General features: G+C 63.9%; 21 protein-coding genes. 11 read left to right on the top strand and 10 right to left on the bottom strand.

Going from position 1 to position 23,247, the window contains the following annotated elements; genetic code table 11:
* Positions 1-6 precede the first annotated feature (6 nt).
* Positions 7-573 (top strand): sigma-70 family RNA polymerase sigma factor, encoded by a 567-nt coding sequence (locus AC07X6_RS00285; protein ID WP_494789695.1) that lies wholly within the window; start codon positions 7-9, stop codon positions 571-573.
* Positions 570-1,352, top strand: coding sequence for a hypothetical protein (locus AC07X6_RS00290; protein ID WP_494789696.1), 783 nt, complete (start codon positions 570-572; stop codon positions 1,350-1,352). Before AC07X6_RS00285 ends, AC07X6_RS00290 begins: the two co-directional genes overlap by 4 nt.
* A gap of 4 nt (positions 1,353-1,356) precedes the next feature.
* Here AC07X6_RS00290 and AC07X6_RS00295 read toward each other — a convergent pair whose 3' ends face one another.
* Entirely contained in the window at positions 1,357-2,502 is a 1,146-nt protein-coding gene (locus AC07X6_RS00295) for an MFS transporter (RefSeq protein ID WP_494789697.1), read from the bottom strand.
* Between the two features lie 281 nt (positions 2,503-2,783).
* On the opposite strand from AC07X6_RS00295, the gene AC07X6_RS00300 reads away from it, so the two are divergent.
* The 7 genes from AC07X6_RS00300 (at position 2,784) to AC07X6_RS00330 (ending at position 11,081) form a co-directional block, all read left to right on the top strand.
* Positions 2,784-3,548, top strand: a complete 765-nt coding sequence (locus AC07X6_RS00300) for a gamma-glutamyl-gamma-aminobutyrate hydrolase family protein (protein ID WP_494789698.1) — start codon at positions 2,784-2,786, stop codon at positions 3,546-3,548.
* A 54-nt stretch (positions 3,549-3,602) separates the two neighbouring features.
* Positions 3,603-4,973 (top strand): glutamine synthetase family protein, encoded by a 1,371-nt coding sequence (locus tag AC07X6_RS00305; RefSeq protein WP_086145915.1) that lies wholly within the window; start codon positions 3,603-3,605, stop codon positions 4,971-4,973.
* A gap of 11 nt (positions 4,974-4,984) precedes the next feature.
* Positions 4,985-6,445, top strand: coding sequence for an aspartate aminotransferase family protein (locus tag AC07X6_RS00310; protein WP_494789699.1), 1,461 nt, complete (start codon positions 4,985-4,987; stop codon positions 6,443-6,445).
* 184 nt (positions 6,446-6,629) lie between these two features.
* Positions 6,630-7,778: an ABC transporter ATP-binding protein gene (locus tag AC07X6_RS00315; RefSeq protein WP_474293075.1), complete on the top strand. Its 1,149-nt coding sequence runs from the start codon at positions 6,630-6,632 to the stop codon at positions 7,776-7,778.
* A 7-nt stretch (positions 7,779-7,785) separates the two neighbouring features.
* Complete coding sequence (locus AC07X6_RS00320; RefSeq protein ID WP_494789700.1) at positions 7,786-8,715, top strand: ABC transporter permease subunit; 930 nt, start codon at positions 7,786-7,788, stop codon at positions 8,713-8,715.
* On the top strand, positions 8,712-9,563 hold the full coding sequence (locus AC07X6_RS00325; protein ID WP_230539097.1) for an ABC transporter permease: 852 nt from the start codon (positions 8,712-8,714) through the stop codon (positions 9,561-9,563). The genes AC07X6_RS00320 and AC07X6_RS00325 overlap by 4 nt, the downstream gene beginning before the upstream one ends.
* Positions 9,564-9,593: 30 nt before the next feature.
* Positions 9,594-11,081 (top strand): aldehyde dehydrogenase, encoded by a 1,488-nt coding sequence (locus tag AC07X6_RS00330; RefSeq protein WP_494789701.1) that lies wholly within the window; start codon positions 9,594-9,596, stop codon positions 11,079-11,081.
* Between the two features lie 98 nt (positions 11,082-11,179).
* Here AC07X6_RS00330 and panB read toward each other — a convergent pair whose 3' ends face one another.
* The 6 genes from panB to AC07X6_RS00360 all read right to left on the bottom strand — a co-directional run bounded on the left by panB (position 11,180) and on the right by AC07X6_RS00360 (position 16,503).
* Positions 11,180-12,055 (bottom strand): 3-methyl-2-oxobutanoate hydroxymethyltransferase, encoded by an 876-nt coding sequence (gene panB, locus AC07X6_RS00335; RefSeq protein WP_230539095.1) that lies wholly within the window; start codon positions 12,053-12,055, stop codon positions 11,180-11,182.
* A 110-nt stretch (positions 12,056-12,165) separates the two neighbouring features.
* The gene (gene folK, locus AC07X6_RS00340) at positions 12,166-12,642 is read right to left on the bottom strand and encodes a 2-amino-4-hydroxy-6-hydroxymethyldihydropteridine diphosphokinase (protein WP_494789702.1); all 477 of its coding nucleotides are present in this window, start codon (positions 12,640-12,642) and stop codon (positions 12,166-12,168) included.
* Positions 12,642-14,012 carry a polynucleotide adenylyltransferase PcnB gene (gene pcnB / locus AC07X6_RS00345; protein ID WP_474293065.1) on the bottom strand — a complete coding sequence of 457 codons (1,371 nt, stop codon included), beginning with the start codon at positions 14,010-14,012 and terminating at the stop codon, positions 12,642-12,644. Before pcnB ends, folK begins: the two co-directional genes overlap by 1 nt.
* Positions 14,005-14,676: a histidinol-phosphatase gene (locus AC07X6_RS00350; protein WP_076566473.1), complete on the bottom strand. Its 672-nt coding sequence runs from the start codon at positions 14,674-14,676 to the stop codon at positions 14,005-14,007. Before AC07X6_RS00350 ends, pcnB begins: the two co-directional genes overlap by 8 nt.
* Entirely contained in the window at positions 14,676-15,344 is a 669-nt protein-coding gene (gene hda, locus AC07X6_RS00355; RefSeq protein WP_230539092.1) for a DnaA regulatory inactivator Hda, read from the bottom strand. The genes AC07X6_RS00350 and hda overlap by 1 nt, the downstream gene beginning before the upstream one ends.
* 76 nt (positions 15,345-15,420) lie before the next feature.
* Entirely contained in the window at positions 15,421-16,503 is a 1,083-nt protein-coding gene (locus AC07X6_RS00360) for an AI-2E family transporter (RefSeq protein ID WP_034746048.1), read from the bottom strand.
* A gap of 188 nt (positions 16,504-16,691) precedes the next feature.
* Between AC07X6_RS00360 and purM the strand changes: the two genes are divergently transcribed.
* Positions 16,692-17,735 (top strand): phosphoribosylformylglycinamidine cyclo-ligase, encoded by a 1,044-nt coding sequence (gene purM, locus AC07X6_RS00365; protein ID WP_034788683.1) that lies wholly within the window; start codon positions 16,692-16,694, stop codon positions 17,733-17,735.
* A 72-nt stretch (positions 17,736-17,807) separates the two neighbouring features.
* On the opposite strand, the gene AC07X6_RS00370 is transcribed toward purM, so the two are convergent.
* Positions 17,808-19,139: an MFS transporter gene (locus tag AC07X6_RS00370; protein WP_494789703.1), complete on the bottom strand. Its 1,332-nt coding sequence runs from the start codon at positions 19,137-19,139 to the stop codon at positions 17,808-17,810.
* A gap of 123 nt (positions 19,140-19,262) precedes the next feature.
* Positions 19,263-20,879, bottom strand: a complete 1,617-nt coding sequence (locus AC07X6_RS00375; protein WP_494789704.1) for a GMC family oxidoreductase — start codon at positions 20,877-20,879, stop codon at positions 19,263-19,265.
* Between the two features lie 163 nt (positions 20,880-21,042).
* Here AC07X6_RS00375 and AC07X6_RS00380 point away from each other — a divergent pair, with 163 nt between their 5' ends.
* On the top strand, positions 21,043-21,900 hold the full coding sequence (locus AC07X6_RS00380; RefSeq protein ID WP_494789705.1) for an IclR family transcriptional regulator: 858 nt from the start codon (positions 21,043-21,045) through the stop codon (positions 21,898-21,900).
* Positions 21,901-22,010: 110 nt separating this feature from the next.
* Here the strand turns inward: AC07X6_RS00380 and AC07X6_RS00385 are convergent, their stop codons facing one another.
* Positions 22,011-23,225: a 6-phosphofructokinase gene (locus AC07X6_RS00385; RefSeq protein ID WP_494789706.1), complete on the bottom strand. Its 1,215-nt coding sequence runs from the start codon at positions 23,223-23,225 to the stop codon at positions 22,011-22,013.
* Between the last annotated feature and the right edge of the window lie 22 nt (positions 23,226-23,247).

Consider the following 23,247-nt stretch of genomic DNA (forward strand, 5'->3'; position numbering starts at 1 on the left):
ATTCGCATGCCCGACACTTTATTGACCGCGACGGATGAAGACCTGATGCTGCGCTACAGCGCCGGCGACCTGCCGTCGTTTCGCGAGCTGTACCGGCGCCACAGCCAGGGGCTGTACCGCTTCGTGGCCTGGCGTTCGCCGCGCCGCGCGTGGGTGGACGAGATCGTGCAGGATGCGTGGGCCAGCCTGCATGCGGCGCGCGCCGGCTACCAGCCGCAGGCGGCGTTTCGCACCTATCTGTACCAGATCGCGCGCAACCGCCTGATCGACCTCCTGCGCCAGCGGGAAGGACAGGAACACGACGGCGTGGGCGAACTGGCGGACGAGGGCGCCTCGCCGCCGCAGTCGCTGGAGCAGAAACAGCAGCACGCGCGGCTGCATGCGGCCATCGCCGCACTGCCGGCGGAACAGAAGGAAGCGCTGGTGCTGCAGCAGTTCAGCGGCATGAGCATCCTCGAGATCGCCGCGGTGACGGGGGCGGAAGCGGAAACCGTCAAGAGCCGGCTGCGCTACGCCATGCAGAAATTGCGCGCGGGCTTGGACAGCGCCGCTGGCGCGGGAGGACAGGCATGAATACGCACAATCACGACGAACCGAATGACGAGGAATTGAACGCGTTGCTGGCCAGCCTGCCGCAGCCCGCGCCTTCCAGCGCGCTCGATGCGGCCATCCTGGCCGACGCTGAAAAAGCATTGGCAAAACCCGTTGCCGCGAACGACAGCGCCGATGGCGTGCGGCGCACCTTGCCGGCCAAGAAATCGCCCGATTACCTGCAGCGCTGGCGCGTGCCGCTGGGACTGGCCGCCGCCGTGCTGTTGACGGTAAACCTGATCGGTGTGGACTGGTTCGGGTCGAAACCGGCGCAATTTCCCGTCGTCGGGGAACCGCTCACGCAGGAGGTGATGTCCGCACCGGCCGCTGCACCTGCCACTGAGTCTGCGCCACCGCGGCCAGCACCGCGCGCCATGACCAAGGCGGCACCGAAGCCGCCGGCGCAGGCCGAGCCGGCGGCAGCACCCGTGTCTGTACCCGTGCCTGCGCCACCGGCCCCGCCACCTCCTCCTGCGATGCGGGAGGCGATGGAGCAGCAAGCCGCCATGCAGGCTGAAGCCGGCCTGCAACGCCCGGCGCCCGTGCAGCGCGCGCTGGCCATGCCCGCTCCCGTGGCGGCCCGCTCCGCGCCGCTGCCGCCGCCGGCAAAGCTCGACGCCTCCGTATGGCTGGTGAAGATCGACGCCCTGCTCAAGGCGGGCGAGGATACCCTGGCGCACGAGGAGTGGACAGCGTTCCGGCAGGCCTATCCCGATTATCCGGTGGCCGACGAGCTGCGGCAGCGCCTGGAAAAAAAGTAGCGCGTTACACGATCCCCTTCCTGCGCTCCCACACGGCGCTGCCGACGAAAATGGCGCAGCATACCCACATCACGGCCGGCAGGGCGTTCACCCCCGCCGATTGCATCAGGACCCCGGTCAGCAGAGGGCCGCCGCCACTGGTCACACCCCAGGTGGCGTTGACGATGGCGCTGGCGCTGGTCAGCGACAAGCCCGTAAAACGCTCGCCGCAGGCCACCAGCGCCAGCATGTAGATGCCGCCCGCCGCCGCGCCCAGCAACAGCAGCAAGGTCCACCACAGCCACGGCGTGCCGACGGCAAACGGCAGCAGCGGCAGCAGCAGGCAGACGGCCACGCCGCAGCCCGCGTGCACCCTGGCGCGGCCGAAGCGGTCGGCCATCCATCCCAGCGCGAATTGCAGGCCCGTGTCGCCCACCAGCACCACGGTGGCCGACAGCAGGGCCAGGTCCGTGCCGATGCCGTGCTCCATCGCGTACAGGGGCAGGAGACTCAATGCCAGCGTGTCGAACAGGGCAAAGAAGGCGGCGCCCAGCACGATCATCGGCATGCGCGGCAGGATCAAGGTCCACTTCACGCCCTGTTCTTCTGGCTCGCGTTGCGGGCCGCCGTTCGAGATCAGCATCAGGCCCGGCACGGCCAGCAGAAACAGCAGGCCACAGGCGGCGAAGCTCCACGAGATCTTGTCGTTGAAGAGGGCCACGAGGGCAGGGCCGATCAGCTGGAAGAAGGTAAAACTGGTGGTGTACATGGCCACCACGCGCCCGCGCGAATTGTCGGGTGCCAGGCGGTTGACCCACGCTTCGCCGATGGTAAACAGCACGCCCATGGCGCCGCCGAACAGGAAGCGCAGCACGCTCCACGCCAGCAGGTGGTCGGTGAACTGCATGGCGATCGTCGCCAGCGACGCCACCCAGACGGCGCCCAGCATGGTGGCGCGCGCGCCGAAGCGTCCCACCCAGCGCGAGACGAATGGCGAGGCGGCCAGGATGCCGAGCGCGCTGACGGCCGTGATCATACCGATGATGTCCGTGCCCACGCCGCGCTGGTGCAGTGTCAGCGCGGTGAGCGGCATGGTGGCGCCCAGACCCAGTCCCACCACGCCGATGCTGACCACGAGGGCGAAGAAGTCGCGCCACGGCATGTGCTTCATGGTTGCCCCCGCAGGGCGAAAAAGGTGTTCGGGAAGGCGGGAAAACGGTGTGGATGCATGGGAAAGTGAGGGACTTTGCCTGCGGCGCTGGTGTTTGGCGCCGGACGGGCATATGATGATTTAAGAAAGGCAATATTGCAAAGCCGTAGTGTAGGCGATGTATGCCCCTGCTGGCCACGTCCATCGGTGTGGCCGCCTCTACCGGCTCTGCTGTACAGTGAAGCGAGCGGCAGCGCTGTCATGGCGCTGTCATTGGATCGTCACGCCAGCGAGGTAGCACCATGCGCCGTCCCATCGTTCTCGTTCCCGCCTGCCAGCGCCAGCTGGGCAGCCACGCCTGGCACATGGCGCAGGACAAATACCTGCACGCCGTGCTGCGCGGCGCCGGCTGCATGCCGCTGCTGCTGCCCGCCCTGGGCGCCGACGCCGACCTGGAAGCGGCGCTGCAGGTCGCCGACGGCGTCATGCTGACCGGTTCGGCCTCGAACGTCGATGCGCGCCTGTACGGCGAAGAGATCCTGCATCCCGACCTGCCGCAAGACCCCGCGCGCGATGCCACCACCTTGCCCCTGATCCGCGCCGCGCTGGTGCGCCAACTGCCGCTGTTCGCCATCTGCCGCGGCTTCCAGGAAGTCAACGTGGCCCTGGGCGGCAGCCTGCACCAGGCCGTGCAGGCGGTACCGGGCATGATGGACCACCGCGAGAACGTGCTCGATCCGCTGGCGCGCCAGTACGCGCCCGCGCACCGCATCAAGCTGATGCCCGACGGCGTGCTGTCACGGCTGCTGGGCGGCGAGAGCGAAATGATGGTCAATTCCCTGCATGGCCAGGGCATCGCGCGGCTGGCCGATGGCTTGCTGGTGGAAGCGCTGGCCGACGACGGCCTGGTGGAAGCGTATACGGTGGCCAGCGCCGCCGGCTTTGCGCTGGCGGTGCAATGGCACCCGGAATGGCAGGTGGAAGACAATCCGCAGTCCATGCGGCTGTTCGGCGCCTTCGGCCAGGCGTGCCGCGATTACCAGGAGCAGCACAGAAAGACAGAATGACAGGCGCGCCGCCCGCAGCACGCGGCGTTTGATCAAGACCAGCGAGAGGGAAGCATGGCAATACGCGAAAATTTCACCTATACGGATATGGATTTGTGGCTCAATGAAAAGCGCGTCACGGAAATCGAATGCCTGGTGCCCGACTTGACGGGCGTGGCGCGGGGGAAGATCCTGCCGCGCGGGAAATTCACCCAGGAGCGCGGCATGCGCATCCCGGAGGCGGTGCTGGGCATGACGGTGACGGGCAATTATCCGGTCGACGACGGCGGCTATGACCGCGCCATTTCCAGCACCGACCGCGACATGATTTTAAAGGCCGATCCCACCACCATCACCATGGTGCCGTGGGCTACCGATCCCACCGCGCAAGTCATCCACGACTGCTATTTTGCCGACGGCATGCTGGTCGATTTCGCTCCCCGCTCCGTGCTGCGGCGCGTGCTGAAACTGTATGCGGACAAGGGCTGGAAACCCGTGGTGGCGCCGGAGCTGGAGTTCTATCTGACGGCGAAGAACACGGACCCCGACTTGCCATTGAAACCGCCCATCGGGCGCAGCGGCCGGGCCGAGACGAGCCGCCAGGTGTACAGCATCGACGCCGTCAACGAATTCGACCCGCTGTTCGAGGATATCTACGATTACTGCGAACTGATGAACCTTGACGTCGATACCCTGATCCACGAAATCGGCGCGGGGCAGATGGAAATCAACTTCCTGCACGGCGATCCGCTGGGTCTGGCCGACAAGGTCTTCTTCTTCAAGCGCACCCTGCGCGAAGCCGCGTTAAAACACGATATGTACGCCACCTTCATGGCCAAGCCCATGGCGGGCGAACCGGGTTCCGCTATGCACGTGCACCAGAGCGTGACGGATGCGAAGACGGGCCTGAACATCTTCAGCAACGAGGACGGTTCGGCCGCGCCCATCTTCAAGCATTACATCGCGGGCCTGCAGCGCTACATGCCGTCGGCCATGGCCATTGTCGCACCCTACGTGAACTCCTACCGCCGCATCGTGCGCCACACGGCCGCGCCGATCAACATCCAGTGGGGCCTGGACAACCGCACGGTGGGTTTCCGCGTGCCCGAGTCGGGCGTGCAGGACCGGCGTGTGGAAAACCGCATCATCGGCGCCGACGCGAATCCCTATCTGGCCCTGGCCGTCACCCTGGCCTGCGGCTATCTCGGCATGACGGAACAGCTGGAAGCGACGCCGATGATGGTGGGCAGCGCCTACGACATGAAGTTCGAGCTGCCGCAAGGCTTGCCCGAGGCCCTGCAGCTGCTGCGCGCGGAAGACAAGCTGCGCACGGTGCTGGGCGAGCGCTTCATCGACGTGTATGCGGCCATCAAGGACCTCGAGCACCAGGAATTCATGACCGTCATCAGTCCGTGGGAGCGCGAACACTTGTTGTTACACGTTTAAAAGGAACACGCATGAGCATAACAAACAATCCGCTGGCGCCAGGCGCCGCTTTTGTAGCCTCCGTGGCGCAGAAAAACGCGGCGCCGCAGGTGTATGACACGGCAGCCATCCAGAAAATGGACTCGGCCCACTACCTGCATCCGTTCACCGATTTCCAGGACCTGGCATCGAAAGGCGCCAGGGTGATCGTGCGCGGCGACGGCGTCTACCTGTGGGATAGCCAGGGCAAGAAGATCGTCGACGGCATGTCGGGCCTGTGGTGCGTCAACGTGGGCTATGGCCGCACGTCGATCTCGCAAGTCGTGTACCGGCAAATGGAGACGCTGCCGTTCTATAACAGCTTCTTTGGCACGACGAACGTGCCGGCCGCGCAGCTGGCCGCCAAGCTGGCGCAAATATCGCCGCCGCAGTTCCAGCACGTGTTCTTCACCAGTTCCGGCTCCGAAGGCAACGACACGAACCTGCGCATGGTGCGCCGCTACTGGGACATCCTCGGCTACCAGGAGCGCCACACCATCATCAGCCGCCACAACGCGTATCACGGCAGCACAGTGGCGGGAGCGTCGCTGGGTGGCATGGACGGCATGCATGCGCAGGGCGGCTTGCCGATACCGGGCATCGCGCATATCGGCCAGCCCAATTACCTGGAGTCGGGCCATGGCTTGACTCCGGAAGCCTTCGGCCTGAAGGCGGCTGGCTGGCTGGAAGACAAGATCCTCGAAATCGGCGCCGACAAGGTGGCCGCCTTCATCGGCGAACCGGTGCAGGGCGCCGGCGGCGTCATCATCCCGCCATCGACCTACTGGCCCGAGATCCAGCGTATCTGCGACAAGTACGGCATCCTGCTCATCGCCGATGAAGTCATCTGCGGCTTTGGCCGCCTGGGGCGCTGGTTCGGCTCCGAACTGTTCGGCATCAAGCCCGACCTGATCACGTTTGCCAAGGGCGTCACCTCGGGCTATGTGCCGCTGGGCGGCGTGCTGGTGGGCGACAGGGTCGCCAAGGTATTGATCGAGCAGGGCGGCGAATTCACGCACGGTTTCACGTATTCGGGCCATCCAGTCGCTTGCGCGGCCGCGCTGGAAAACATCCGCATCATCGAGGAAGAGCAACTGGTGGCCAAGGTGGCTGAGGACACGGGACCGTACCTGAAGCAGTGCTTCGCCAGCCTGGGTGAGCATCCGCTGGTCGGCTATGCGGACAGCTGCGGCCTCGTCGCGGGCCTGAACCTGGTGCGCCGCAAGGGCGCCACCGTGCACGACAACGAGCTGTTCGACGAGGGGCAGGGCGTGGGCATGATCTGCCGCGGCCACATGTTCGACAACGGCGTCATCATGCGCGCCGTGGGCGAACGCATGATCGTCGCCCCGCCGCTGGTGATGACGCGCGCGCAGATCGATGAGATGGTGGCGCTGATACGGCTGTGCCTGGACAAGACGTATGACGAGGTGAAGGCGAAGGGCTGGGTGTAGGTTCGCCGGGTCAGACCCGCCGGGTCTGACCCCAGCCTTTGCCGTTGGGTTTTCACCCAAATAAGCAGCATCTATGCATTTTTTGGAGCGCAAAGGCGGCAGTTCCGCTAAACTCCCATTCTGGCCGCCACTATAGCGGCCAGTTTTTCATTTTGACACCCTTTTACCCAGAAGCTACCCACACATGACGATAGCAACACCTGCCGCGTCGGCCAGCGACGCCCAAGCGCCTTTCTTGCTGATTGATCAGCTGGTCAAGGAATTCGATGGCGTGCGCGCCGTCGACGGTATTTCCGTGACGATCAACAAGGGCGAGATTTTCGCCCTGCTGGGCAGCTCAGGTTGCGGCAAGTCGACCCTGCTGCGCATGCTGGCCGGTTTCGAGACGCCGACCTCGGGGCGTATCGCCCTGGCGGGCAACAGCATCGTCGACGTGCCGCCGCACCAGCGGCCCATCAACATGATGTTCCAGTCGTACGCGCTGTTCCCCCATTTGTCCGTGTGGGACAACATCGCCTTCGGCCTGCGTCGCGACGGCTTGCCGAAAGCGGAAGTGGCGGCGCGGGTCGAACAGATGCTGGCGCTGGTGCAGTTGGGGCAGTACGCGAAGCGCAAGCCGCACCAGCTGTCGGGCGGCCAGCAGCAGCGCGTGGCGCTGGCGCGCAGCCTGGCCAAGCGTCCGCAATTGCTGCTGCTCGATGAGCCGCTGGGCGCGCTGGATAAAAAACTGCGCGAGCGCACGCAGATGGAACTGGTCAACATCATCGAACAGGTGGGCGTGACCTGCGTGATGGTCACGCATGACCAGGATGAGGCCATGAGCATGGCCACGCGCATCGCCGTCATGAGCGAGGGGCGCATCCTGCAGGTGGGCGCGCCCGGTGAAATCTACGAGACGCCGAATTGCCGCTTCGTCGCCGACTTCATCGGCAGCGTCAACCTGTTCGATGGCCGCATCACGGAAGACGAACCCGATCACGTGGTCATCGACACGCCCGACGGCCGCCACTATGTCGCGCATGGCATCACGGGCAACCTGGGCATGGATGTCTCGGTGGCAGTGCGCCCCGAAAAGATCGGCATCCAGACCGAACCGCCCGCCTTGGAAGAACGCGCTTCGCCAGCGGAACACGGCTACAACTGCGCCCAGGGCGTGATCGTCGCCATGGCGTATTTTGGCAATGAAACCAGCTACCACGTACGCCTCGACAGCGGCACAGTGGTGAAAGTCTCGCGCACCAACGCGGCCCGCCACGACGCCGCGCGCCTCGAGCGCGAACAGCGCGTGTGGGTGTGGTGGGATGGCGCCGACATCGTCGTGCTGACCAGCTGAGGCCATCATGACGTCCATTCTGCAATCGCTGCGCAAGCTCGTCACCCTGCGTTGGGTCACTGGGCGCAACGCCGTCATCGCCGTGCCCGCGCTGTTCCTGACGGCCGCCTTTTTGGTACCGTTCCTGATCGTGCTGCGCATCAGCCTGTCCGACATGGACACGGCGGGCAGTCCGTTCGGCGGCCTGCTGTCGTACGTCGACGGCATCGTCGTGCTGAAGGTGAAAATCGCCAACTACCTGTTCATCGCCGCCGACGAACTGTATCTGCTCACCTACCTCAGTTCCATCAAATACGCGGCCATCACCACCGCCATCTGCCTCTTCATCGGCTACCCGTTCGCCTACTTCATGGCGCGCGCCAGGCCATCGATCCGGCCCGTGCTGATGATGCTGGTGATGCTGCCGTTCTGGACCTCGTTCCTGCTGCGCGTGTATGCGTGGAAGGGCATCCTGGCCAACCACGGCTTGCTCAACGACCTGTTGCTCGCGCTGGGCGTGGTGAGCGAACCGCTGCACATGATGAACACCTCGTTTTCGCTGGTCGTCGGCATGGTGTATGCCTATCTGCCGTTCATGATCCTGCCCCTGTACGCCAATCTGGTGAAAATGGACGTGCGCTTCCTGGAAGCAGCGGCCGACCTGGGCGCCACGCCCCTGCAGGCGTTCTGGCGCATCACCGTGCCCCTGTCGAAGTCGGGCATCATCGCCGGCGCCATGCTGGTGTTCATTCCGTCCGTCGGCGAATACGTGATTCCCGAGCTGCTGGGCGGTCCGGAAACCCTGATGATCGGCAGAGTGCTGTGGGATGAATATTTCACCAATAACGACTGGGCCATGGCCTCATCCGTGACGGTGCTGGTGGTCCTGCTGATCCTCGTGCCGATGGCCATTTTTAACAAATACAAGACCGACCAGGACGCGGAGGAGCGCACATGAACGGACGTACCTTCCTGCAGCGCTGGTTCGGGCGCGGCTGGCTCTCGCTGGGCTATTTGTTCCTGTACCTGCCCATCATCGTGCTGATCGTCTTCTCGTTCAACAGCTCGCGCCAGGACATGGTGTGGAGCGGCTTTTCGCTGCGCTGGTACAGCGAGTTGATGAACGATGCGGAAATCATCTCGGGCTTCGGTTTATCCCTGAAGATCGCCTTCATGTCGGCGACGTCTTCCGTCATCCTCGGTACCTTCGCCGCCTTTGCCTTGACCAGCTACCAGCGCTTCCGCGGCCGCACGGTGTTTTCCGCCATGGTCAGCGCGCCCTTGGTGATGCCGGAAGTGATCATCGGCCTGTCGCTGCTGCTGATGCTGGTGTCCATGCAAAAGGTCTTCGGTTTTCCCGAGCGGGGCGTGCTGACCATCTGGCTCGGTCACACCCTGCTGGGCATGGCGTATGCGGCCGTGGTGGTGCAATCGCGCCTGCAGGAAATGAGCAAGTCGCTGGCGGAAGCGGCCATGGACCTCGGTTGCCGCGCGCACCAGGTGTTCTTCCTCGTAACCCTGCCGAACATCACGCAGGCATTGGCCTCGGCCTGGCTGCTGACGTTTACCCTGTCGCTGGACGACGTGGTGCTGTCCGCTTTCCTGTCCGGTCCCGGTTCGACGACGATGCCGCTGGTGATCTTCTCGCGCGCGCGCCTGGGGCTCGACCCGCGCGTCAATGCCATCGCCGCGCTGACCATCCTCGTCGTGACCATCGCCGTCATCGCGTATGCCGTGATGCTGGCGCGCGCAGACCGCAGACGCCGCAAACAGATGTCCGCGGCGTATTCGCTGGACCAGGAGTAAGCTGCTTGTAAACTGACACAGGAGACGACCATGACGGAAAACACCAGCTGGCACGCACGGGCCGCAGCGATCAAGATCGATGGGCGCGCCTTCATCAACGGCGAGCGCGCCTGGGCCAGAGCCGGCCAGACCTTCGACAATCTGTCGCCCATCGATGGGCGCTCGCTGGGGCAGGTGGCCCGCTGCGACGGCGCCGACGTGGAGGCGGCCGTGCAGGCCGCGCGCGCCGCTTTTGACGACCGCCGCTGGGCCGGTAAATCGCCGGCGCAGCGCAAGCGGATATTGATCAAGTTCGCCGACCTGGTGCAGAAATACGGTCCCGAACTGGCCCTGCTGGAAACCCTGGACATGGGCAAACCGATCAAGTACAGCCAGAGCGTGGACGTGGGCGCCACGGCCAACTGCCTGCGCTGGTATGGCGAGGCGATCGACAAGGTCTACGATGAAATCGCGCCGACACCCGCCAACAGCCTGGCCCTGATCACGCGCGAACCGGTGGGCGTCGTCGCCGCCATCGTGCCGTGGAATTACCCGATGATCATGGCCGCCTGGAAGATCGCGCCGGCCCTCGCGGCCGGCAACAGCGTGATATTGAAACCGTCGGAAAAATCGCCATTGACGGCGCTGCGCCTGGCCGACATCGCGCTGGAAGCGGGCGTGCCGGCGGGCATATTCAACGTGCTGCCAGGCTACGGCAACGAGGCCGGCGCCGCGCTGGCGCTGCACATGGACGTCGATTGCATCGGCTTTACGGGTTCCACGCGCACAGGGAAATTGATCGTGCAGATGGCGGGCCAGTCGAATCTGAAACGGGCGTGGACGGAACTGGGCGGCAAGTCTGCCAACATCGTGTGCGCCGATTGCCCGGACCTGGACAAGGCCGTGGCGGCCGCCGTCGGCTCGATCTTCTTCAACCAGGGCGAAAGCTGCAACGCGCCCTCGCGCCTGTTCGTGGAAGAATCGATCAAGGATGCATTTATCGCCAAGGCGCTGGCCATGCTGCCCCGCTTCCAGCCAGGCGATCCGCTCGACGAAGCCACCGTCATGGGCGCCATCGTCGACGCCACGCAGATGCAAACGGTGATGGGCTATATCGCGGCCGGCAAGAGCGAAGGCGCGCAGCTGCTGGGCGGCGGCGAGGCCGTGCGCCTTGATACGGGCGGCCACTACGTGCAGCCGACCATCTTCGGCGTGGACGCCGGCATGATGATCGCGCGCGAAGAGATTTTCGGGCCCGTCTTGTCCGTGCTGGGCTTTACAAATATCGCGGAAGCCATCCAACAGGCCAATGCCACGCCCTACGGCTTGCAGGCGGCCGTGTGGACCTCGGACATCACCAAGGCCATCCAGACCTCGCGCGCCCTGCGCGCGGGCACCGTGCACGTCAACCAGTACGACGGCGACGATATCACCGTGCCGTTCGGCGGTTATAAACAGTCGGGCAACGGGCGCGACAAGTCGCTGCACGCGCTGGACAAGTACACGGAGCTGAAGACGACGTGGATACAGGTGGGGTAGGCGTATTGTTGGCCTAAAAGCCAGGGTCAGACCCGACGGGTCTGACCCTGGCTTTCATCTGCGGACTAAAGCGCCAATCAGTGGCTCGCTAAGTGCAATCAGAAGCAGTGTTCCAGCGCCGGGAAGCTGCCGTCCTTGACGGCTTTGACGTAGCCGGTGACGGCTTCGTCGATGCTGGCCGCGCCTTCCATGAAGTTGCGCACGAAGCGCGCCTTGCGGCCTGGGAAGACACCCAGCATGTCGTGCATGACGAGGACCTGGCCCGAGCAGTCGGGACCGGCGCCGATGCCGATGGTGGGAATCGTCAGCATGTCGGTCACTTCCTTGCCCAGTTGCGACGGCATGGCTTCCATCAGCACGATGGCGGCGCCCGCGTTTTGCAGCACCAGTGCGTCGTTTTTCAGCTCGGCGGCGCTTTCCGTGCTCTTGCCCTGCACCTTATAGCCGCCCAGCTGGTGCACGAATTGCGGCGTCAGGCCGATGTGGGCGCAGATGGGGATGCCGCGCTCGGTGAGGAAACGGACGGTCTCGGCCAGCCAGGCGCCGCCTTCGATCTTGATCATGTGCGCGCCCGCCTGCATCAGGATGACGGCGTTGGCGTAAGCCGTTTCAGGCGTGCCGTACGCGCCGAACGGCAGGTCGGACAGGATCATGGCCGACTTGCTGCCGCGCGCGACGGACGCCGTGTGGTAAGCCAGTTCGGCCACGGTGACGGGCAGGGTGGAGTTGAGGCCGTTGCAGACCATGCCGAGCGAATCGCCGATCAGCAGGATCTCCACGCCGCAACGGTCCATCAGGGACGCGAAGCTGGCGTCATAGCAGGTCAGCATGGAGATCTTTTCACCGGCGGCGCGCAACGTGGCCAGGGTATGGATGGTCACGGCCTTGTTGGCGACAGGCTTGGATGGCGCCGGCGCCGGTGTGGCGGCCTTGTCTTTTGCGGCCAGATCTGTTCCTTGCAAATAAGCGGACATAGGTATTCTCTAGAGTGAAAGGGGGGTGATGCTATTGCGACGCCGCTAGTGTAGTACTTTATAGGACTGCGTGCAGGGGCGGCATTGTAGTGTATGTCTGGCGCGGCGGCTCAGAGCTGGCTGATGGCCTGGTCCGACACGCCCGCCAGATAGCCTTGCGCGGGGCCGCGTCCGGGCACGACGATGGCGGGCGCCAGTTCGAGCAGCGGCACCAGCACGAAGGCGCGCTCCGTCAGGCGCGGATGGGGCACCGTCAGTGTGGCGCTGGCGATCTGTTCATCGCCGTACAGCAGCAAGTCCAGGTCCAGGGTGCGCGGGGCGTTGCGGTAAGGCCGTTCGCGCCCGTGCGCCGCCTCGATGGCGTGCAGGGCCAGCAGCAGTTCCTCCGCCGGCAGGGTGGTCGTGATGCGCGCCACGGCGTTGATGTAGTCGTCGCCGCTGGAATCGATGGGCGCCGTGCGGTAGCTGGACGAGGCGTCCACGAGGGATGCGCCGGGCAGGCGCGCCAGGCGCGCAAGCGCATCCTGTACATTCGCGCGCGCGTCGCCCAGGTTCGCCCCGATGCCGATGTAAGCAATCACTGGCATTATTCGCCGCTGGTGCCGCCAGTGGTGGTGCCGCCGCCCGTTTTGCTGCGCGTGCTGCGGCGCGGCGGGCGCTTCTTCTTGACGGCGCCCGGCGCGGCATTCGCGCTGACGAGCAGCGCTTCGCGCGTTTCTTCGTCGCCTTCATAGAACGCGGTCCACCATTCGCCGATATCCATGTCGATCTCGCCCGAGGCGCAGCGCAGCAGCAGGAAGTCGTAGCCGGCGCGGAAGCGCAGGTGTTCGAGCAATTTGTACGGCGCTTTGCCGACGCGGCGCTCGAAGCGCGGCTGCATCGACCAGATGTCGCGCATGTCGGAGCCGATCTTGCGCTGCAGGGCCAGTTTTTCCGTTTGCGAGTCGAGCACGTCGTCGGCCGCCAGGTGCAGCGCGGGGATGGTCGACTCGCCGGCGGCGCGGTAGGCCGTCCATTTTTCCAGCACCTGGTGCCACAGCAGCGAGGCAAACAGGAAGCCCGGCGAGACGGTCTTGCCGGCGGCGATGCGCTGGTCGGTCGCGTCCAGCGCCAGGGTGACGAATTTCGCGCCCAGCGGCTGCTCCAGCACCACGTCGAGCAGCGGCAGCAAGCCGTGGTGCAAGCCTTCCTTGCGCAGCTGCTGCAGGCAGGCCAGCGCATGGCCGCTCATCAGCAGTTTCAGCATCTCGTCGAACACGCGCGGCGCCGGCACGTTGTTGATCAGCGGCGCCATGATGGGAATCGGCGCGGCCGTGTGCGGCTCGATGGTGAATTTCAGCTTGGCGGCAAAGCGCACCACGCGCAGCATGCGCACGGGGTCTTCGCGGTAGCGTTCTTCCGGCTTGCCGATCATGCGCAGGGTCTTGGCGCGGATGTCTTCCACGCCGCCGTGGTAATCGAGCACTTCCTGCGTGGCCGGGTTGTAGTACATGGCGTTGATGGTGAAATCGCGGCGCAGCGCGTCTTCGTGCTGCAGGCCGAAGGTGTTGTCGCGCAGGACGCGGCCATGTTCATCCTTGGGCGCGGAGTCGGCGCCGGCGCCGCGGAAGGTCGTCACTTCCAGCAAATCCTGGCCGAACATCACATGCACGATCTGGAAGCGCTTGCCGATGATGAAGGCGCGGCGGAACAGTCGCTTGACCTGTTCCGGCGTGGCGTTGGTGGCGATGTCGAAGTCCTTGGGTTTCACGCCCAGCAGCAGGTCGCGCACGGCGCCGCCGACGACAAAGGCCTCGAAGCCCGCTTCCTGCAGGCTGCTGGTGACGCGGATGGCATTCGACGACACCAGTTTCGGGTCGATTCCGTGTTGCGCAGGACCGAGCACGATGGGAGCCGTGGTGTCGCGCGCTGCCTCTTTTTTAACGCCGAGGATCTTGCGGATGAATTTTTTAATCATTGAATAAGTGGAGTGATGGCCAGCCGTGGAGGGATGCGTGTGCTGTCAACGCGGCATTGGGATTGGTTGCGACCGGGTGGGTCACGACCGACAGCAGGGGAATGTCGTTGTGCGAATCGCTGTAAAAATAGCTGCGCTCGAACTGTCCCAGTTCCTTGCCCATCTTTTCCAGCCAGGCGTGGGTGTGGGTCAGCTTGCCCGCGCCCAGAGTCGGCGTGCCCAGCAGCTTGCCCGTGACATTGCCTTGCTCGTCATATTCGGGCATGGCGGCCAGCAGGTGTTCGACGCCCAGTGCATCGGCGATGGGTTTGGTGATGAAATGGTTGGTGGCCGTGACGATGGCCAGCAGGTCGCCCGCGTCCTGGTGTTGTTTCAGCAGGGCAACGACTTCCGGGCGGATCGCCGGCAAGACCACTTCGGCCATGAATTGGCGGTGCAGCGCTTCCAGGCGTTCGCGCGGGAATTGCGCCAGGGTGCCGAGGGAAAATTCCAGGTATTCCACCGGATCGAGCGTGCCGGCCTGGTATTGCGCGAAAAATTCGTCGTTGCGGCGGGTGAATTCGGCGGCGTCCACGGCACCGATGCGTACCAGGAATTCGCCCCACTCGTGATCCGAGTCGATGGGCAGCAGGGTGTGGTCGAGGTCAAACAGGGCCAGATTCATCATTCTTTCGCTTCCGCCTGCAGCAACTCGCGCAACAATGGCAAGGTGATCGGGCGTTGGGTTTCAAGGGAGTAGAGGTCGAGAGAGTCCAGCATCGTCGACAGCGAACGCATGTCGCGCCGGAAATGGGACAGCAGATAGGGTAACACGCCCGGTGACAAGGTCAAGCCGCGGGTGGTGGCCGCCTGGGTCAGGGCGGCGATTTTTTCATCGTCCGTCAAGCCGTGGATCTGGTAGATCAGGCCCCAGCCCATGCGCGTGCGCAAGTCTTCGCGCACGGGCAGCACGGCGGGCGGGACGGCGCCGCTGCACACCATGAACGCCTGGTTGGCACGGATTTCATTGAACAGGGCAAAGGCGTCGATCTGCGCCAGCGGCGACAGCTTTTCGCAGTCGTCGAGCAGGTACAAATCCACGTCGGGCGAATACACGAATTCGGACTCGATCGAGAATGGCGAAATGTAGCGCGCGCGCTCGGTGCTGGCCAGGGCCTTGAGCAGGTGGCTCTTGCCGGCGGCCAGTTCGCCCCACAGGTAGGCAAAATGTTCGCGCGACGTGCGCGCGGCGAACTGGCGCATCAGCTGCGCCACTTCGGCATTCTGTCCCACCTCGAAGGTATCGAGGCTGTGCGCCTGGTCTGTGCCTAAATCGAGCACCAGTTGTTTCATGGCGTACGCCTTGTCCTGTTTTTCATTACTGCATGTGCATCGTGGTATTGCTAGGTTGATATGATATCCGCTTTTACTAGGTATTATAGAAGCTGCTGGAGAGGTAGTGGCGTCTTAGATGCTTAAAAGCGACCATCAGGACGGCAGAAGCGGGCAAAGCGAGCAAAACGCCGACGAAACCGAACAGTTGTCCGAAGGCCAATAAGGCGAAGATCACGGCCAGCGGGTTCAGGCCGATGCGCTCGCCGACCAGGCGCGGCGTGAGGAAAAAGCCTTCGATGACCTGGCCGCAACCATAGATGACGGCCACGGCGATGACGCCGCTCCAGTCGGCAAACTGCAGCAGGGCGGCGATCAGCGCCAGCATCAACCCCAGGCCGAAGCCCAGGTAGGGGATGAATACGAGCAAGCCCGTGATGATGCCCACAGGCAATGCGACTTCAAAACCGGCGATGGCCAGCGCCACCGAGTAATACGTGGCCAGCACCAGCATGACGAGCAACTGGCCGCGCAGGTATTGCGCCAGCAGCGTGTCGACTTCCTGCGCCATGCCCACGGTGCGGCCGACCCAGCGGCGCGGCACGGCGCCGGCGATGCGCGCCAGCATCGGATGCCAGTCCAGCAACAGGTAGAACAGCACCACGGGAATCAGCACCACGGTGGCCAGCCAGCCCAGCACGGCCGTGCCGCCGATGCGCGCCGAGGCCAGCACGGTGCTCCAGATTTCATCTCCGCTGGTGGCCATCTGCTGGCTCAGCATGCGTTTGATGCCCGTGCCGTCCAGCCGTACGCGGATGCCCAGGTCGCGCAGTTTCGGCGCGAGGAACTCGTTCGCCTTGCTCAGGAATTGCGGGATTTGCGCCTGCAGCAGGGGAATTTCCTTTTGCAGCACGGGCACGACGATGAGCACCAGCGCCGTAATGGCGAGGAAAAACAACACTACGACGACCAGCACGGCAAGCGGGCGGGGCACGTAAAAACGCTTGTAATGGAGGCGCTGCAATCGGTCTACGCCGGGATTGAGCACGTAGGCGAGGATGGCGGCGGCCAGGAAGGGCGTCAGGATAGGGCCCAGGCTGACGAGCAGCAGCAAGAATGCCAGCCAGACCGCGATCCAAAATGCTGTTTGCTTCTGCTCGGCGGTGATGGCGAATGGCATGTAGTTTGTGCTGTTGCGTTAAAAAAAGGCAGTTAATTACGAAATGGCGGGGCAGTTTGATAAAATAGCGACTTGATCGACCGAATTCACCCGCTGGCGTCCTGCCGCATGATGTTGAAAAACATGCTTGCGCGCGCGTGCCGGCGGGTATCCGCCTTCTATTTTACCGCCTCCGCTGCCACCACACCATGAACCAGACTTCTAATGTTTCCCTTTCCTACCGTGACGCTGGCGTCGATATCGACGCAGGCGACGCTTTAGTCGAAGCAATCAAGCCGTTTGCCAAGCGCACCCTGCGCGAAGGCGTGATGGGCGGCCTGGGCGGTTTTGGCGCCATGTTTGAAATCAGCAAGAAGTACAAGGAACCGGTGCTGGTCTCGGGCACCGACGGCGTCGGCACCAAATTGCGCCTGGCGTTCGAACTGAACCGCCATGACACGGTCGGCATCGACCTGGTCGCCATGAGCGTCAACGACATCCTGGTGCAAGGCGCCGAACCGCTGTTCTTCCTCGACTACTTTGCTTGCGGCAAGCTGGATGTGGCCATTGCCACCGACGTCATCAAGGGCATCGCCCAGGGTTGCGAACAAGCCGGTTGCGCGCTGATCGGCGGCGAAACGGCGGAAATGCCGAGCATGTACCCGGCCGGCGAATACGACCTGGCAGGTTTTGCCGTCGGCGCCGTGGAAAAATCGAAAATCATCGACGGCACCAAGATCGCCCCAGGCGACGTGGTGCTGGGTCTGGCCTCGTCGGGCGTGCACTCGAATGGTTACTCGCTGGTGCGCAAGATTATCGAAGTGGCAAAACCGGACCTGGAAGGCGACTTCCATGGCCGTAAACTCGCTGACGTGCTGATGCAACCGACGCGCATCTACGTCAAGCCACTGCTGGCCCTGATGGATGCCATGGAAGTCAAGGGCATGGTGCACATCACCGGTGGCGGCCTGGTGGAAAACATCCCGCGCGTTCTGCAGCCTGGCCTGGTGGCCGAGCTGGACTCGAAGGCATGGACCATGCCGCCGCTGTTCACGTGGCTGCAACAGCACGGCGGCGTGGCTGACGCCGAAATGCACCGCGTCTTCAACTGCGGCATCGGCATGACCGTCATCGTCTCGCAGGAAAACGCGGATGCCGCCATCGCGCAATTGCAAGCGGCCGGCGAAACCGTCTCGCGCATCGGCACCATCCGCGCCCGCGTGGGTGATGAGCATCAAACCATTGTTATCTAAGCTGTAGCTTGAACAAACAAGGCAGGCACTCGCGAGAGGCCTGCCTTTTTTTACGCCGCGATATCTTACCGCTTACCTTGCGTGCGCCGGCTTCATGCGGCCATCCGGTTGCGAGCCTCCTTTCCCGATCATGGCCACGCTGACGGCCGAGACGAGGGAGGCGAACAGGATATAGCCGACGATGTGCCATGGCTCGCCATTGCCCGTTTTCAGCAGGTAGGTGGCGATGATGGGCGTCAGGCCGCTGGCGAAGATGCCGGAGAACTGGTACACGAAGGAGATGCCCGTATAGCGCACCTTGGCGTCGAACAGGTCGCAGAACAGGGCCGCTTCCGGGCCGTACACGGCCGAATACAGCACGCCCAGCGGGATGATCACGGAACACCACAGCAGCAGCGGATTGTCGGCGTGGTTGAGCATGATCCAGAAGGCGGGGATGGCCGACACGCCCGTGATCAAGGAACCCCAGAAAAACACCTTGCTGCGGCCGATGCGGTCCGACAGGCGGCCAAAGAAGGGGATGCAAAAGCACATCACGACGGCCGACGCCATCACGCCCATCAGCGCTTCCGTGCGGGCGATCTTGATGGTGTTGGTCAGATAGGTGATGGAAAACACGCCGAAGATATTGAAGAACACGCCGTCGATATAGCGCGCGCCCATGCCTTTTAATACATTGCCCGGATAGCGCTTCAGCAGGTCGAAGAACGGAATCTGCGTTTCCGCGTTCTTTTCCTTGACGGCCTGGAACTCGGGCGTTTCCATCACGTTCAGGCGTATCCACATGCCGATGAAGACGAGGGCGGCCGACAGGATGAAGGCCACGCGCCAGCCCCACGAGAGGAATTGCGCATCCGTCAGGCTGTAGGACAAAATCGCCACCACGCCCGATGCGAGGCACAGGCCGATGGCCAGGCCGATCTGCGGCAGGCTGGCATAGAAGCCGCGCTCCTTTGGCGGCGCATATTCATACGCCATCAGCACGGCGCCGCCCCACTCGCCGCCAAGGCCGATGCCCTGCAGCACGCGCAGGAACAGCAGCAATCCCGGCGCCCAGTAGCCGATGTGGTCGTAGGTCGGCAGCACGCCGATCAGGAAAGTGGAGATACCCATTATCATCAGGGTCATCACCAGCATGCTCTTGCGGCCGATCTTGTCGCCGAAGTGGCCGAAGATTACGCCGCCGATGGGACGCGACAGAAAGCCCACGGCGAAGGTGCCGTAGGCCAGCATGGTCGAGACGAGCGGATCGCCGCCCGGGAAATACAGCTTGCTGAATACGATGCCGGCGACGACGCCGTATAAAAAGAAGTCATACCACTCGATGGTGGCGCCGATCACGCTGGCCATCACGACTTTCCGCAGCTCTTTGGCCTTTTTGGGATTGTTCGGATTGTTATCCATATATCTAGTCTCCAATCGATATCGATTATGTATTTTTTGATGCTCGGCTTGTCGCCGGGTCATTGTGTGCGGGGCCGCCTGCCCGCCGCTGGCATCCTCCTTGCCGGAAATGGAATGGGTGGGTCAGGCCGCCTGCGGCAGCCGCACGGCGTCCGCCAGGATCATGTCGGCCGCTTTTTCGGCGATCATGATGGTGGGCGCGTTCGTATTGCCCGAGACAATTTCCGGCATGATCGACGCATCGACCACGCGCAGGTTCTGCATGCCGTGCACGCGCAGGCGGTCGTCGACGACGGCCATGGCGTCGTGGCCCATCTTGCAGGTGCCGCTCGGGTGGTAGATCGACTGGCTGAAGCGCCGCGCCGCCTCCAGCAGCTGCGCATCCGTCTCGAACTGCGGACCGGGCACGAACTCTGAAATGATGTGCGGCGCCAGCGACGGCGCTGCGGCGATCCTGCGCGCCACGCGCAGGGCGGCAACGGCCGTCTGCTGGTCGCGCGGGTCGGACAGGTAGTTCGGGTAGATGCCCGGATAGGCGAGGGGGTCGGCGGACTTGATCGATACGTGGCCGCGGCTGTGCGGGCGCAGCTGGCACACAGACGACGTGAAGGCGGAAAACGGATGCGCGCCTTCGCCCGGCTTGTCGGCGCTCAGCGGCTGCATGTGGAACTGGATGTCGGGCCGCTCCACCTCGGGCGACGACCTGGTAAACACCGTCACCTGGCTGGCCGCCAAGGTCAACGGCCCCGAGCGGGAAAACACATATTGCATGCCCACCCACAGCTTGCCCCACAGGCTGTTGACTTCATCGTTCAGGGTTTTCAGCCGCGTCTTGAAGACGAGGCGGATTTGCAGATGGTCTTGCAGGTTCTGTCCCACGCCGGGCAAGTCGTGCACCAGCGGCACGCCCACGTCCTCGAGCAGGGCGCGCGGTCCGACGCCCGAGCATTGCAGGATTTGCGGCGAGCCGATGGCGCCCGCGCATAAAATCACTTCGCCGCTGGCGCGCGCCTGGCGCAACTGGCCATCCTGCCGAAACTCGATGCCGACGGCGCGCTTGCCCTCGAACAGCACGCGCGTGATTTGCGCGCGCACTTCCACGCGCAGGTTGGCGCGCTTGCGGGCCGGCCGCAAGAAGGCTTTCGCCGTACTCCAGCGCAGGCCCTTGCTGGCCGTCTGCTGGAAGTAGCCGACGCCCTCCTGCGTGGCGCCGTTGTAGTCGGCATTGAAGGGAATGCCGCTTTCCGTGGCGCCGGCAATGAAGTGTTCGGCGATGGGGCGGCGCAGCCGCAGGTCCGACACTTTTAACGGGCCGCCCACGCCGTGGTAGTCGCTGGCACCGCGTTCCTGGTCTTCCGATTTCTTGAAGTAGGGCAACACCTCGGCATAGCTCCAGCCTGCGTTGCCCAGTTCGGCCCAGCGGTCGTAATCCTCTTTCTGTCCCCGCACGTACAGCAAGCCGTTGAGCGAGCTGGAGCCGCCCAGCACCTTGCCGCGCGGCCATTGCAGCTGGCGTCCGGCGATGCCGGCGTCCGCTTCCGTGCGGTAGCACCAGTCCAGTCTGGGGTCGTGCATGGTCTTGAAATAGCCGACCGGCACGTGTATCCAGGGATTGTTGTCCTTGCCGCCTGCTTCCAGCAGCAATACCTGATTGTTGCTGTCGTGCGACAGGCGGTTGGCCAGCACGCAGCCGGCGGAGCCGGCGCCGACCACGATGTAATCGTAGTGTGTTTGCAACATTACTCTTGTCTCCTACGTTGCGGTATCGCGTCGCCTCGGCGGGCGTTTTTTGCGATACACTGGTCTTTATTGGTTATTTTTGGAACGTCTGGTTCCATTTATAAAAGACGTGCAGCACCGGGACAAGCGGAAACCACCGCATACGCGAGAGGTGAAACAGAACATGCATGATGCGTTTCAAAAACGGCCGGCCGAGGCCGAAGAAGACAGCCCGGCGGGGGGCGCGGTGGCGACGAATACGGCGGCCAGCCATGGCGACGAGGCGCGGGGCTTGCGCGTGCTGCGCCTGATCGAACACCTGGCCAGCGCCAGCCAGCCCTTGACCCTGTCGCAACTGGCGGCGCGCATGCAGGTACCCAAGGCCAGCATGATGCGCTTGCTCGATACCCTGGAGCAACACGGTTACGTGCTGCGCACGCCCGTCGGACGCGGCTATGTGCCTGGGGCGGCGTCCACCAACCTGGCGCTGGCGACCCTGCGCAACAATGCCCTGATCCGCGTGAGCCGCAGCATCCTGGGCAGCCTGGTGGCGGCCACGGGCGAGACGTGCAATCTGGCCATTCCCGAGGGCAATGCGATCGTGTATGTGGACCGGGTGGAAACGCAGGAACCGCTGCGATTGCACCTGGTGCTGGGTACGCGTGCGCCCATGCATTGCACGGCGAGCGGAAAATTATTCCTGGCGCACATGACCCTGCTGGAGCGGCGTGCATTGCTGGCCATGCTGAGCCTGCAGGCGCGCACGCCGAAAAGCATCACCGACCCGGCGCTGCTGGAACGCGAGATCGTGCGCATCGCCCGGCTGGGCATCGGCATCGACGACGAGGAATTCGTGCACGGCATGGTGGCCGTGGCCGTGCCCATCTGCGCGGCGGACGGGCGCATCGTGGCGGCCGTCGCCTGCCACGCGCCCGTGGCGAGAAAGTCCGTGGAGCAGTTGATGCAGCACGTGCCGCAGTTAAAAGAAGCGGCCGTCAAGCTGCGGCCGCTGCTGCTGGCAGAAACGGTTCACAACACCTAACAAAACCGTAGCGAGCGGATGTGAGTCGTGACCGAGACGCGCAGCTGTGCTTTAGCACAGTGAGCATCGCAGGCCGCGACGCGCGACGCGCAGTAGGTTTGGTCAGGTGTTTAAGGTTTCAGGACCTTCGCCACCTTGGCCGCGCGCAGGCGGAACGCATCGGGCATGCCCGAGCCCAGCAGCGGGCGCAGATACAGCCTGAAAGCATCGGTCACGTCCGTGCCGCTGGCGCTGATGAATTCGTCTTCCATGGTGCGCGTCTTGCCCGCCACGTCCGTCAACGGCAGCAGTTCGTAATCGACGGAATAAAAGCCCGTGCGCTTGATGGCGACGGAGCCGTCGCGGTCGCCCCACATGGCGAACTGCACGGCTTTTTCGCCCACTTCGCGGGCTTCGCGTTGATCTACATCAGAGACGCAGCCGATGAAGGAGCGCTGCAGATAGCCGAAGGTATCGCCGCGCACGCGCTTGATGCCGAGCTTGGCCTTGATTTCGTCGCACAGGAGGTCGGCCAGCGCGCCCGTGCCCGACAATTGCACATTGCCATGCGCATCGCGCTCCACTTCCTTGGCCAGCAGGCTGGCGATCGGTTCGCCCGAGGCGTCGTGGATGCCTTCCGACACGGCGATCACGCAACGGCCATACTTTTCATAGATGGCCTTCACGTCGGCAAGGAATTGTTCCAGGACAAAGACGCGCTCAGGCAGATAGATCAGGTGCGGGCCGTCGTCGGGGAACTTCTTGCCCAGTGCCGAGGCGGCCGTCAAAAAGCCCGCGTGGCGGCCCATCACCACGCCCACGTAGACGCCGGGCAAGGCCGCGTTGTCGAGGTTGGCGCCGGCGAACGCTTGCGCGACGAAGCGCGCGGCGGAGGGAAAGCCGGGCGTGTGGTCGCTGCCCACCAGGTCGTTGTCGATGGTTTTCGGGATGTGGATGCAGCGCAGCGGATAGCCGGCCTTGTGCGCTTCTTCGCTGACGATGCGCACCGTGTCGGACGAGTCGTTGCCGCCGATGTAAAAGAAGTGTTCGATCTCGTGCGCGCGCAGCACCTCGAAGATTTGCTGGCAGTAGGCAATATCGGGCTTGTCGCGCGTGGAGCCGAGCGCCGACGAGGGCGTGGCGGCCACCAGTTCCAGGTTATGGCTGGTTTCCTGCGTCAGATCAACAAACTCTTCATTGACGATGCCGCGCACGCCATGCAGGGCGCCATACACGCGCGTGACATGCTGGAAACGCCGCGATTCGAGCACCACGCCCACCAGCGACTGGTTGATGACGGCGGTGGGGCCGCCTCCCTGGGCAACAAGAATTTTTCCAGACGGCATGGGATCTCCTCGCAAGTAAAAC

The organism is Janthinobacterium sp. GW460-12-1-14-LB5, from assembly GCF_059423585.1.

Coding starts and splice junctions, on each gene's coding strand:
- AC07X6_RS00310 (WP_494789699.1), top strand. CDS start 4,985: ATGAGCATAACAAACAATCCGCTGGCGCCAGGCGCCGCTTTTGTAGCC.
- AC07X6_RS00325 (WP_230539097.1), top strand. CDS start 8,712: ATGAACGGACGTACCTTCCTGCAGCGCTGGTTCGGGCGCGGCTGGCTC.
- AC07X6_RS00285 (WP_494789695.1), top strand. CDS start 7: ATGCCCGACACTTTATTGACCGCGACGGATGAAGACCTGATGCTGCGC.
- AC07X6_RS00290 (WP_494789696.1), top strand. CDS start 570: ATGAATACGCACAATCACGACGAACCGAATGACGAGGAATTGAACGCG.
- purM (WP_034788683.1), top strand. CDS start 16,692: ATGAACCAGACTTCTAATGTTTCCCTTTCCTACCGTGACGCTGGCGTC.
- AC07X6_RS00300 (WP_494789698.1), top strand. CDS start 2,784: ATGCGCCGTCCCATCGTTCTCGTTCCCGCCTGCCAGCGCCAGCTGGGC.
- AC07X6_RS00370 (WP_494789703.1), bottom strand. CDS start 19,139: ATGGATAACAATCCGAACAATCCCAAAAAGGCCAAAGAGCTGCGGAAA.
- folK (WP_494789702.1), bottom strand. CDS start 12,642: ATGCCAGTGATTGCTTACATCGGCATCGGGGCGAACCTGGGCGACGCG.
- pcnB (WP_474293065.1), bottom strand. CDS start 14,012: ATGATTAAAAAATTCATCCGCAAGATCCTCGGCGTTAAAAAAGAGGCA.
- AC07X6_RS00385 (WP_494789706.1), bottom strand. CDS start 23,225: ATGCCGTCTGGAAAAATTCTTGTTGCCCAGGGAGGCGGCCCCACCGCC.
- AC07X6_RS00380 (WP_494789705.1), top strand. CDS start 21,043: ATGCATGATGCGTTTCAAAAACGGCCGGCCGAGGCCGAAGAAGACAGC.
- AC07X6_RS00360 (WP_034746048.1), bottom strand. CDS start 16,503: ATGCCATTCGCCATCACCGCCGAGCAGAAGCAAACAGCATTTTGGATC.
- AC07X6_RS00305 (WP_086145915.1), top strand. CDS start 3,603: ATGGCAATACGCGAAAATTTCACCTATACGGATATGGATTTGTGGCTC.
- AC07X6_RS00375 (WP_494789704.1), bottom strand. CDS start 20,879: ATGTTGCAAACACACTACGATTACATCGTGGTCGGCGCCGGCTCCGCC.
- AC07X6_RS00320 (WP_494789700.1), top strand. CDS start 7,786: ATGACGTCCATTCTGCAATCGCTGCGCAAGCTCGTCACCCTGCGTTGG.
- AC07X6_RS00295 (WP_494789697.1), bottom strand. CDS start 2,502: ATGAAGCACATGCCGTGGCGCGACTTCTTCGCCCTCGTGGTCAGCATC.
- panB (WP_230539095.1), bottom strand. CDS start 12,055: ATGTCCGCTTATTTGCAAGGAACAGATCTGGCCGCAAAAGACAAGGCC.
- AC07X6_RS00330 (WP_494789701.1), top strand. CDS start 9,594: ATGACGGAAAACACCAGCTGGCACGCACGGGCCGCAGCGATCAAGATC.
- hda (WP_230539092.1), bottom strand. CDS start 15,344: ATGAAACAACTGGTGCTCGATTTAGGCACAGACCAGGCGCACAGCCTC.
- AC07X6_RS00315 (WP_474293075.1), top strand. CDS start 6,630: ATGACGATAGCAACACCTGCCGCGTCGGCCAGCGACGCCCAAGCGCCT.
- AC07X6_RS00350 (WP_076566473.1), bottom strand. CDS start 14,676: ATGAATCTGGCCCTGTTTGACCTCGACCACACCCTGCTGCCCATCGAC.